The organism is Lentzea californiensis, assembly GCF_024648825.1.
In the GTDB taxonomy this organism is placed as follows: domain Bacteria; phylum Actinomycetota; class Actinomycetes; order Mycobacteriales; family Pseudonocardiaceae; genus Lentzea; species Lentzea californiensis.
In genome coordinates this window covers 1,394,233-1,405,600 of the sequence record NZ_JANBBE010000001.1, presented here as the reverse complement: position 1 = coordinate 1,405,600, position 11,368 = coordinate 1,394,233, and the positions used below count along the sequence as shown (strand labels likewise).

Here is an 11,368-nt window from a genome sequence, read left to right as displayed (position 1 = left end):
CCATGAGCACGTGGACAAGGGCAACTCGGTTCGATTGCTCGTCGTAGATGACGAGCCGCACATCGCTGACCTGGTCGCGACGGTCGCCCGGTACGAGGGCTGGCAGGCCGCGACCGCGCTCAACGGCGAAGAGGCCCTGAGAGAGGCCGCCGAGTTCCAGCCGGACATCGTCGTGCTCGACCTCATGCTGCCTGACCTGGACGGATTCACTGTTCTTGATCGGATGCGGGCGGCCGGTGCGATGGTCCCCGTGGTCTTCCTGACGGCCCGTGACGGCACCGCGGACCGGGTGGCGGGGCTCACCCGAGGCGGCGACGACTACCTCGTGAAACCTTTTTCGGTCGAGGAGCTGATGGCACGGCTTCGGGCCGTGCTGCGCCGCTCGACGGGTCCGTCGTGGAAGCGTTCGGTGCTCAAGGTCTCCGATCTGGTGATGGACGAGGACACGCGTGAAGTCCGTCGCGGGGGCAAGCTCGTTACTTTGACGCCGACCGAGTACGAGCTGCTGCGGTACCTGATGCGCCGCTCGCCGGCCGTGCTGACCAAGGCGCAGATCCTCGACCACGTGTGGGAGTACGACTTCGGCGGCCGTTCGAACGTGGTCGAGCTCGTCATCTCCCACCTGCGCCGCAAGCTCGACGACGGCCGCGAGCCGTTGATCCACACCGTGCGCGGTGTGGGGTACGTGCTCCGCCGAGCAGCTGAGTGAGCCCGACGATGAAGTTCAAGCCCGTCCGCGACTGGCGGCTCGGCACCCGCCTCGCCCTGGCCCTGGGCGCGTTGGCGCTGACGGTGTTCGTGATCGTCGGCTGGGTCATGGTCACGTCGATGAAGGACTTCCTCGACCGCCGGCTCGACGACCAGATGGTGATCAGCCAGACGGGCGCGGTCAAGGAGATCGAGTACTACGGCAAGGTCACCAAGCTCCCGCCGGACTGGTTCGCCGTCGTCTACAAGATCGACAACGGGGAGCTGCGGCCCCAGCCGGGCAGCCAGCAGCCGGCGGACCGCGAGGAGTTCGACGCCCTCGCGAAGAGGGCGTTGAGCGCCGACGAGTTCCAGACCGAGTACCTGCGCGACGAGGGCAAGTTCCGGCTGCGCGCCTGCCAGGTCGTCAAGGGCGAGTGGATCCTGGTCAGCGCCGCCCCGATGCAGGACCGGGACGGCACGATCTCCCAGCTGGTCACGGTCGGCGTGATCGCGTTCCTCGCCGCCCTGGTCGCACTGGTGGTGGGCGGTCAGGCGTTGATCCGCAAGGGCATGCAGCCGCTGTCGGACATGGCCGACACCGCGCACGACATCTCGTCGCACGACCTGACCGACTCGGGTGACCTCGCCGTGCGCGTGGACGGGCGAGGCGGCGGCGTCGAGGTCGAGGAGCTGCGCGAGGCGTTCAACAAGATGCTCGCGCACATCGACACTTCCCTGGTCGCACGCACGGCCGCAGAGCAACGCTTGCGCCGGTTCATCGCCGACGCCTCGCACGAACTGAGGACGCCTCTCACGTCGTTGCGCGGTTACGCGGACCTCTTCAAGTACGCCGCGGCCAACGAGCCGGGTGAACGCGAGAAGCACCTGGAGAAGCTGCGGTCGGAGGCGTCACGCATGAGCGTGCTGCTCGACGACCTGTTGTTGCTGGCACGCCTGGACTCCGCGGCGACGGAACCACCGCTGCGCCCGGAGGAGCTGGACCTGTCGGTGATCGCGGAAGCCGCGGCGGACGCGTTCCGCGCGGGCAGGCCGTCGCACGTGCTGGACGTCGACGCCGACACGGTGACCATGACCGCGGACCCGACGCGGTTGCGGCAGGTGCTCGACAACCTGCTGACCAACGCGGCCGTGCACACGCCCGCGGGCACGACGGTGGCGTTGAAGGTGACGGCCGAGAACGGCTGGGCGGTGATCAGGGTGAGCGACAGCGGACCCGGCATCCCGGCGGCCGACCAGGCGCGGATCTTCGACAGGTTCTACCGGGTGGACGACTCGCGGACCCGTCAGCGCGGCGGCAGCGGACTGGGGCTGGCCGTGGTCCAGTCGCTGGTGGAGGCGCACGGCGGCAGGATCGAGCTGACCAGCCGGCCGGGGTCGACGGTGTTCACGATCCGTCTCCCCCGGCACCCGCCCAGCTGACCGCACGCAGGGCCCCCGCGTGCGGTCAGAGCGCACGAAAGCTCCCCGCGTGCGCTATTGCTAGTCCGCCTGGGACGACGGAGCCCAGAGGTCGATGCCCGACTCGACGGCGTGCTTGTCGATCTCGGCGAGCTCGTCGTCGGTCAGCGGCGGCGCCTGCAGGGCCGCGAGGTTCTGCTCCAGCTGCCCGACCGAGGACGCGCCGATCAACGCCGACGTGACGCGCGGGTCGCGGATCGTCCAGGTCAGCGCGAGCTGAGCGAGCGACTGGCCACGGGACTTCGCGATCTCGTCGAGCGAGCGGATGCGGGCGAGGTTCTCGTCGGTGAGCAGGTCCGTCGACAGCGACTTGCCCTGCGAAGCGCGCGAGCCCTCGGGAACCCCGTTGAGGTAGCGGTCGGTCAGCATGCCCTGCGCGAGCGGCGAGAACGCGATGCAGCCCGCGCCGACCTCCTCCAGCGTGTCCAGCAGCTCCGGTTCGATCCAGCGGTTGAGCATCGAGTACGACGGCTGGTGGATCAGCAGCGGCACACCGGCGGACCGGAGCAGTTCGGCGGCCTCGCGGGTCTTGGCGGGCGAGTACGACGAGATGCCCGCGTAGAGCGCCTTGCCCTGCTGGACCGCGGACACGAGCGCGCCCATCGTCTCCTCGAGCGGCGTCTCCGGGTCGAACCGGTGCGAGTAGAAGATGTCGACGTAGTCGAGGCCCATCCGCGTCAGCGACTGGTCGAGCGAGCTGAGCAGGTACTTGCGGCTGCCCCACTCCCCGTACGGCCCGGCCCACATGTCGTAGCCGGCTTTCGTGGAAATGACGAGCTCGTCGCGGTACGGCCTGAGATCATCCTTCAGGATCTGCCCGAACGTGATCTCCGCCGAGCCGTAGGGCGGACCGTAGTTGTTGGCGAGGTCGAAGTGCGTGACACCGAGGTCGAACGCCCTCCGCGCGATTCCGCGGCCCAGCTCGTAGGGCCGGTCACCGCCGAAGTTGTGCCAAAGACCGAGCGAGATGGCGGGCAGCTTGAGGCCGCTGCGTCCCGTCCGCCGGTAGGTCATCTGGTCGTAGCGCGCGCTATCCGCGAGGTAGGACATGGTGACCAGAATGTCACGTCCTAGTAGGACAGAGCAGGACATGATCCGCGCCGCCGACGCCGGCGAGGTGCTCGACCTCTCACGCCGTGGGAACAACGTGGTGCGTGCCACGGTGATCCGCGATCTGCTGCGGTCGGGCAACGTCGACCCGCGCGGCCTTTTGCTGGTCGGCGCTCGAGTCACCGGCGTGCTGGACTTGAGCTTCATCAGCACCTCGACGGCACTGCAGCTCGACAACTGCGTCTTCGAGGAGCATGTGCTCATGCACGACGCCGAACTGCCAGCACTGTCGTTCGAAGGGTCCACGCTGCCGGAGTTGCGCGCAGAGAACCTGCGCACCCGCTATCTGAACCTGGATCGGGCCCGCTTCAGCGGAATGGTCGACCTGGAAAACGCGCGCATCGACGGCTCGTTGCTGATGTCCGGGGCCAGTGCGACGAGGTTGTTCGCGTCCGGTCTGCACGTCAGCCGGAGCATGACCGCCACCGGCCTTTACGCCCGCCAGATCGTTCTCGACAGCTGTGACATCGGTGGCGAGCTGAACCTCCGCAAGGCCGTGGTCGTCAGCGAATCAGGCGTCGCACTCATCGCCTACAACGGCAAGGTGGGTGCGGACATCGAACTCACCGACGCCTTCGTCAAGTCGAGCGACATGCTCGCCGTGCAACTGTTCGACGCCAAGGCCTCCAGCTTGCGGATGAACGGCGCCGTGCTGCGCGGCACATCGGCGCTGTGCCTCGACGGCGCGACGTTCGCCCAGGACGTGTTGCTCGGTGACGGTTTCGACGCTCGGTCGACGGTCGACACGATCACCATGATCGACACTCGGATCGGTGCCGCACTCCTCATCAGCGGTTCGGTGCGCAGTCATCGCGAACAGCCAGTCGTGCTGCACCGCACCAAGGTCGGTGCGAGAGTCACGATCACCTACGCCCAGATTGACACGAACAGCGATCTAGCAGCCCTCGACCTCACCGACTCCACGGTGAACGGCGCACTCCTCCTCCACGCGACGACGTTGATCAATCGGGGCAGCGGTTACAAGCTTGACCTCACCGGCGCGAAGGTGAGCAACCAACTCTGCCTCGGCGAGTCGGACCTGATCGCAAACGATGACTTCACCGTGAGGCTGGACGGGCTGACGTATCCGAACAAGCCGGACGACCCCGACGTGTGGCTCAGGATGCTGCGCGACCACACCCTTTTCTACGAAGCCCAGCCGTACCAGCAACTCGCCGCTGTCCACCGCGCCGCCGGCCACGAGCACGACGCCCGTAAGGCGCTGATCGCACAGCAGAACGACCTCCGCCAGGATGGCGACCCCGGGAACAAGCTGTGGCACTGGTTCCTGGGCGTCACTCTCGGCTACGGCTACCAGCCGTCGCGAGCGGTGACCGGACTTCTGGTGACGTTCCTGCTCGCGATAGGGCTGGTGTGGACGGTCGGCGAGTTCGGCGGCCTGACACCGGCCAAGGACCGCCCAGCGGACTCCTGTTCACCTGTGAACAGGATCAGTCTTGCGGCGGATCTCGCGATCCCGCTCGTGAAGCTGGGTGGCACACCGAGGTGCGAACTGGCGAACGGCGCAGCCGGGCAGTGGGCGACCGGAGCAGGCTGGGTGGTACAGATCCTGGGTTGGTCCTTCGCCACGCTCAGTGTCGCGGGCTTTACCGGACTCGTTCGCAAGAACTGAGGAAGCACCGCCCCGAAATGAGACGAGGGTCCGCCCACCTGGGCGAACCCTCTTCCCCAATAGAGCCGGCGAGGGGAATCGAACCCCTAACCTTTCGCTTACAAGGCGAGTGCTCTGCCAATTGAGCTACGCCGGCCGGCCTGTGTTCGCGAACATCGTAAGCGCCCGTTGCGGGTGCTACCTGCGGCGAACGGTCTGCTCTCAGTGTGATCGGATTGCTCCGACAGGAGTCAGACCAACCAACCGAGTGGATCAATGCGTCCTCGTGACCGCCTTGACCAGGTCAGGAGGGTAACCAACAGACAGTGATCATGTCCTCCTTTTCGGGTCGCCCGATCGGAGGTGGCAGACGACACAGCAACAGTCGAAGGCCCTGTCACGATCACACGACGGAGGTGCCCAAGATTTCCACGAACAACCTGCACGGCCCCGCTCTGCCCGATGACACCACGGTTCACCTGGTACTCGATCTCGCCCTCAAGATCGGTGAGGTCCAAATGGCCAGTGGGGCCGGTGCGGCCGATGTGACAGCCACGATTCTCTCGGTCACCGAGAGCTATGGACTCCCGCACACCGAAGTCGACGTGATCTACACCTCTATCAGCGTGTCGTGTCATCGCGGCACGGAGGCGTTGCCGATCACGTCGATTCGCGTCGTCCGGCAGCGCGGTCTCGACTACACGCGGCTCGCCGACGTCGAACAGCTCGTGCGCAATCTCGGCCCGATCGAGGAGGCGCACGCCCGGCTCGAGGACATCACGAACGCCAAGCACCCGTACCCGCGCTGGGTCGCCACCGCCGCGTGGGGCGGAATGGCGGGCGCGGTCGCGTTCCTCGTGGGCGGCGGGCTCGTGCTCGCGCTCACCGCCGCGGCCATCACGGCGGTGGTCGACCGGGTCGGCCGCATCCTCAACCGCCGCAACCTGCCGTTCTTCTTCCAGCAGCTCGTCGGCGGCGCGCTCGGCACGGGCGCCGCGCTGGCGATCTACTCGACCGGGCTGTTGCCGGTGCGGCCGAGTCTGCTCGTCGCCGTCGGGATCGTCGTGCTGCTGTCCGGGCTCGCCCTGGTCAGCACCGTCCAGGACGCGATCTCCGGCTACAACGTCACCGCCGCGGGCCGCACGGTCGAGACCGTGCTGCTCAGCGCGGGCCTGATCGCGGGTGTCGCGCTGGCGATCCGCTCGGCCGTCCACTTCGGACTGGACATCCGGCTCAGCGACCCGTTGCCCGCCCTGATCTCCGCGGTGCCAATGCAGTTCGCGGCCGGCGCGGCGACGAGTGCGTTCTTCGCGCTCGCCTGTTACGCACGGCCTCGCGCGCTCGTCGCCGCCGCCATCTCCGGCGCGATCGGCACGGCCGCGTACGGCCTCATGACGAGCCTCGGCCTCGACGCGCTGCTGAGTTCCGCCGTGGCCGCCGCGATCACCGGCTTCGGCGGCGCCACGATGACCCGCCGCCTGCGCATCCCGACGCTCGTCGTCGTCCAGGCCGGCGTGGTGCCGCTGCTGCCCGGCTGGACCACCTACCGGGGCCTGTTCCAGCTCACCGCCGAGGGCGATCCGGCCGGTCTCAGCACGCTGGTCTTCGCAAGTGGCATTGCTCTCGCTCTGGCCGGAGGTGTCGTGTTCGGCGAGTACTTGGCGCAGCCGGTGCGCACCGGACTAGGGCGTCTGGAGCGCAAATTCGCTGGTCCACGCATGTCCGGGCCGCTCAAACCCACCAAGCGTCGTTTGGAGTGAAACTCGCTGTGACGGGGGTTACACGACACGCCGACTGCGCGCGTCCCCACTAGCCTCTTTTTCGTGAGCATGGACATTGGCGAGAACGGGGCGGAATTCGTAGTCGTGGCCAACCGGTTGCCGGTTGACCTGGAGCGCTTGCGCGACGGCACCGAGCGGTGGAAACACAGCCCGGGCGGGCTCGTGAGCGCGCTCGAACCGTTCCTCCGCTCACACAGCGGCGCCTGGGTCGGCTGGCCCGGCGTCGCGGACGCCGAGGTGGCGCCGTTCGAGGACGACGGCCTGCTGCTGCACCCCGTCGAGCTGTCCTCCAAAGAGGTCGAGGACTACTACGAGGGCTTCTCCAACGGCACGCTTTGGCCGCTCTACCACGACGTCGTGGCGCAGCCCGCGTTCCACCGCCACTGGTGGAACACCTACGTGAAGGTCAACCAGCGGTTCGCCGACGCGACGGCCAAGGTCGCCGCCCAGGGCGCGACGGTGTGGGTGCAGGACTACCAGCTGCAGCTCGTCCCGGCGATGCTGCGCGAGCAGCGGCCCGACCTCAAGATCGGCTTCTTCCTGCACATCCCGTTCCCGCCGGTCGAGCTGTTCATGCAGCTCCCGTGGCGCACGGAGATCATCCGCGGCCTGCTCGGCGCCGACCTGGTGGGCTTCCACCGGCCCGGCGGCGCGCAGAACTTCCTCTGGCTGGCCCGCCGGCTCGTCGGCCTGGAGCCCAGCCGCGGCACCGTGGGCGTCCGGACCCGGCCGGGTGTCGTGCAGGTCGGCGACCGCACGGTGCGCGTCGGCGCGTTCCCCATCTCGATCGACAGCGCGGGCCTCGACGCGGTGGCCCGGCGCAAGGACACCCAGGCCCGTGCGAGGCAGATTCGAGAGGATCTCGGCAACCCGAAGCGCATCCTGCTGGGCGTGGACCGCCTCGACTACACGAAGGGCATCGACGTCAGGATCCGCGCTCTGTACGAGCTGATCGCGGACGGACGCGTGGACCCGGAGGACGTCGCGATGATCCAGCTCGCGACGCCCAGTCGTGAGCGGGTCGACCACTACAAGACGATGCGCCAGGACATCGAGCAGTCGGTCGGCCGCATCAACGGCGAGTTCGGGCGGGTCGGCAAGCCCGTCGTGCACTACCTGCACCAGTCGGTGAACCGCGAGGAGCTCGTCGCGTTCATGAGCGCGGCGGACGTCATGGTCGTCACGCCCGTTCGGGACGGAATGAACCTCGTGTGCAAGGAGTACGTGGCCTGCCGATATGATCTTGGTGGAGCTCTGGTGCTCAGCGAGTTCGCCGGCGCTGCCGCAGAACTGACCAGTGCGTTCCTGGTGAACCCCCATGATCTGGACGGTGTCAAGAACGCATTGCAGGCCGCCCTCGACATCGATCCCGCAGAAGGCCGCCGTAGGATGCGCGCGCTGCGCCGTCAGGTCCTCACCCACGACGTTGACCGTTGGGCAAGGTCGTTCCTGGAGGCGTTGGGCACGCAGACCTCGGTCTGAATCCTTTCAGATCCCACTGACCCATCGAGTGCTCCAGGAGGGGCGTTGACCGCCGAGGCCCTCCCCGCCGAACTGCGCCGTGCCATCGTGCAGCTGGCCAGGACCCCGCGACTGCTGGTCGCAAGCGACTACGACGGAACACTCGCGCCGATCGTGAGCGACCCCGAGCAGGCACGCCCGCTGCCGGAGTCGGTGAACGCGCTGCGTTCACTGGCGTCGCTGCACGAGACGACATCGGCCGTGATCTCGGGTCGCGCACTGCGCGACCTGGCCACCCTTTCCCGCCTGCCGGGCGAGGTCCACCTGGTGGGCTCGCACGGCTCCGAGTTCGACGTCGGCTTCGTCCACGCGCTGGACGCGAACGCCAAGGCGTTGCTGCGGCGCATCGAGGCCGACCTCGAAGAGATCGTCGAAGGCCAGGAGGGCGTGCAGCTCGAGGTGAAGCCCGCCTCGATCGCCGTGCACGTCCGCCGCGCGGCGAGCGAGGCCATCGGCGCCGCGGTGCTCGACGCCGTCCGCTCCGGCCCGTGCACCTGGGAAGGTGTGCAGGTCACCGAGGGCAAGGCAGTCATCGAGCTCGCCGTCGTCGAGACCAACAAGGGCCACGCCCTCGACATCCTGCGGCACCAGGTCGGCGCCACCGCGGCGATCTTCCTGGGTGACGACGTGACGGACGAGAAGGCGTTCGAGCGCCTGCACGGCCCGGACCTCGGCATCCGCGTGGGGCCCGGTGAGTCGCTGGCCCAGCACTACGTGGCCGACCCCGCCGACGTGGCGACGGTGCTGGCGTTCCTTTTGGAGGAGCGCCGCGCGTGGCTGCACGGCGACCAGGCCGTGCCGATCGAGCGCCTGACCATGCTCGCGAACGAGCGGTCCGTGGCTCTCGTGACGCCGGACGCCAAGGTCAACTGGCTGTGCCACCCCGAGCCGGACTCCGCGGCGATCTTCGCGGACCTGCTCGGCGGCCCCGCCGCCGGCCACTTCTCGATCAAGCCGGAGCACGGGTCGCTGCCCCTGGGCCAGCGCTACCTGCCGGGCACGATGATCGTCGAGACCCGCTGGTCGCGGCTCCTGGTGTCGGACTACCTGGAGCACGACCTGGCCTCGCACCGCACGGACCTAGTCCGGCGGATCTCCGGCTCGACCAACGCGGTGATCACGTTCGCGCCGCGGCCCGAGTTCGGCCAGGTGCCGGTGCGGCTGCTGCGCGAGCGCGACGGCCTGCGCATCGTCGGCACGTCGGACCCGATGGTGCTGCGTTCCCCCGGTGTCGACTGGGAGATCACCTCGGACGGCATGCAGGAGACCGCACGCGCCGTGGTCCGGCCGCGCGAGGGCGCGCCGGTGTTGCTGGAGCTGCGTTGCGGCACCGACGACATCTCCGAGCACGCCCAGCCCGAGTCCGTGCGCCGTGACCGCGCCGCGGGCTACTGGTCGGACTGGGCGGCCGGCCTTCGCCTGCCGACCGTGCAGACGGACCTGGTGCTGCGTTCGGCACTGACGCTGCGCGGCCTGGTGCACAAGGACTCCGGCTCGATCATGGCGGCGGCCACCACGTCGCTGCCCGAGGAGCTCGGCGGCGTCCGGAACTGGGACTACCGCTACTGCTGGCTGCGCGACGGCGCGATGACCGCCGCCGCGCTGGTGTCGGTGGGCTCGTACGCGGAGGCCGACGGCTTCCTGGCGTGGCTGCACGGCGTCCTGGAGACCATTCCGGGTCCGGAGCGGCTGCACCCGCTGTACACGCTGCACGGCACCCAGCTGGGCGCCGAGGCCGTCATCGAGTCGCTGCCCGGCTACGCCGGCTCCCGTCCGGTCCGCGTGGGCAACCTCGCGAACCAGCAGGTGCAGCTCGACGTGTTCGGCCCGGTCGTCGACCTGGTCGTGCAGCTGGCCACCGCGCGGGGTTCGTTGTCGGACGCCGACTGGACGATGGTCCAGGCGATGGCCGAGGCCGTCTCCCGCCGCTGGCACGAGCCCGACCACGGCATCTGGGAGGAGCGGCACGCGCCGCGCCACCACGTGTACTCCAAGGTCATGTGCTGGCTGACCATCGACCGCGCGATCAAGCTCGGCGAACAGTTCGGCCGTGAGCTGGACCCGTCGTGGGTGCCGCTGCGCGACACGATCGCCACGGACGTGCTGAAGAACGGCTGGAACGACGAGGTCCAGTCCTTCACCACGGCCTACGACGGCGACGACCTGGACGCCGCCTCGTTGTTCGTGGGTCTGTCGGGTCTCATCGACCCGGCCGACGAGCGCTTCCAGTCGACGGTGACGGCCATCGAGGCGGAGCTGCGGTCCGGCTCGACCGTGTACCGCTACCACCGCGACGACGGCCTGCCGGGCGACGAGGGCGGCTTCCACCTCTGCGCCGCCTGGATGATCGAGGCCTACCTGCTCACCGGTCGCCGCACCGAGGCCGAGGAGCTCTTCACGCAGATGGTGGACGCGGCCGGCCCCACCGGCCTGCTGCCCGAGGAGTACGACCCGGTCGCCGAGCGTTCGCTGGGCAACCACCCGCAGGCGTACTCGCACCTGGGCCTGATCCGCTGCGCCCAGCTGCTCTCGCAGTGATCTGACCGCACGCGGGGCCCTTTCGTACTGCATGTCGGTACGAAAGGGCCCCGCGTGCGCCGGTCAGGGCCGCGGCGGTACTTTTTCGATGATCTCCGCGGTGCCCGGTGAGCCGCCGAGCAACGTGATCACGTCGCCGCGGATGAGGTGCGCCCACGCCGGCGGCACGAACGGCCTCAGCCGCACCGTTGCGCGTTCACCCGGCCCCAGCACGGGCTTGGACTCGATCCACAGCGCGGCCACCCGCTGGTGCTTGCCCGTGACGTCCCACAACGGACGTTCTCCCCTGGCCTGCAACGGTTCCGCGTCGACGGCCAGCGTCAGCTCGACCCGCAGCACGCCTTGGATCGACTCCACGCACCGCCACCGGAACCACGCGTCGTCCTGGTCCATCTCGGTCGCCGCCTCGGCCAGCAGGGCCCAGTAGCGCGGTGTCTGCCAGGTGTGGCCGTCGAACTCCCCCAGCAACTGGAGGACCAGCTCCCACTCCTCGAGTTCCAGGTAGTCGAGCAGGTCGGCGCTCCGCACCTCCGAGGGCACCAAGGCCGCTGCGAACCGCAGTAACTCACCGATCTCGCTGTCGTGTCTCCCCAACACCCGCGTATTCGATCACGGCCTGCGCAGCCATCCGCGCCCG

The 11,368-nt window shown here is 68.7% G+C and carries 8 protein-coding genes and 1 tRNA gene; 6 read left to right on the top strand and 3 right to left on the bottom strand.

Annotation, left to right across the window (positions count from 1 at the left end; all coding sequences use genetic code 11):
* Positions 1 to 10 precede the first annotated feature (10 nt).
* Together LX88_RS07340 and LX88_RS07335 are read left to right on the top strand one after the other, a co-directional pair.
* Positions 11 to 709, top strand: a complete 699-nt coding sequence (locus tag LX88_RS07340) for a response regulator transcription factor (protein ID WP_211335635.1) — start codon at positions 11 to 13, stop codon at positions 707 to 709.
* 8 nt (positions 710 to 717) lie between these two features.
* A complete protein-coding gene (locus LX88_RS07335) occupies positions 718 to 2,130 on the top strand; it encodes a sensor histidine kinase (protein ID WP_258947007.1) in 1,413 nt (470 codons plus the stop codon).
* 60 nt (positions 2,131 to 2,190) lie between these two features.
* Here the strand turns inward: LX88_RS07335 and mgrA are convergent, their stop codons facing one another.
* Complete coding sequence (gene mgrA, locus LX88_RS07330; RefSeq protein WP_258947006.1) at positions 2,191 to 3,219, bottom strand: L-glyceraldehyde 3-phosphate reductase; 1,029 nt, start codon at positions 3,217 to 3,219, stop codon at positions 2,191 to 2,193.
* Between mgrA and LX88_RS07325 the strand changes: the two genes are divergently transcribed.
* Positions 3,218 to 4,912 carry a hypothetical protein gene (locus LX88_RS07325; protein ID WP_258947005.1) on the top strand — a complete coding sequence of 565 codons (1,695 nt, stop codon included), beginning with the start codon at positions 3,218 to 3,220 and terminating at the stop codon, positions 4,910 to 4,912. The genes mgrA and LX88_RS07325 overlap by 2 nt on opposite strands.
* A gap of 63 nt (positions 4,913 to 4,975) precedes the next feature.
* On the opposite strand, the gene LX88_RS07320 is transcribed toward LX88_RS07325, so the two are convergent.
* Positions 4,976 to 5,048, bottom strand: a tRNA-Thr gene (locus LX88_RS07320).
* Between the two features lie 259 nt (positions 5,049 to 5,307).
* Between LX88_RS07320 and LX88_RS07315 the strand changes: the two genes are divergently transcribed.
* The 3 genes from LX88_RS07315 (at position 5,308) to otsB (ending at position 10,731) form a co-directional block, all read left to right on the top strand.
* Positions 5,308 to 6,651 (top strand): threonine/serine exporter family protein, encoded by a 1,344-nt coding sequence (locus LX88_RS07315; RefSeq protein WP_258947004.1) that lies wholly within the window; start codon positions 5,308 to 5,310, stop codon positions 6,649 to 6,651.
* 69 nt (positions 6,652 to 6,720) lie between these two features.
* Entirely contained in the window at positions 6,721 to 8,154 is a 1,434-nt protein-coding gene (locus tag LX88_RS07310; RefSeq protein WP_258947632.1) for an alpha,alpha-trehalose-phosphate synthase (UDP-forming), read from the top strand.
* A gap of 45 nt (positions 8,155 to 8,199) precedes the next feature.
* Positions 8,200 to 10,731, top strand: coding sequence for a trehalose-phosphatase (gene otsB, locus LX88_RS07305; protein ID WP_258947003.1), 2,532 nt, complete (start codon positions 8,200 to 8,202; stop codon positions 10,729 to 10,731).
* A 63-nt stretch (positions 10,732 to 10,794) separates the two neighbouring features.
* On the opposite strand, the gene LX88_RS07300 is transcribed toward otsB, so the two are convergent.
* A complete protein-coding gene (locus tag LX88_RS07300) occupies positions 10,795 to 11,328 on the bottom strand; it encodes a hypothetical protein (protein WP_258947002.1) in 534 nt (177 codons plus the stop codon).
* Positions 11,329 to 11,368 lie beyond the last annotated feature (40 nt).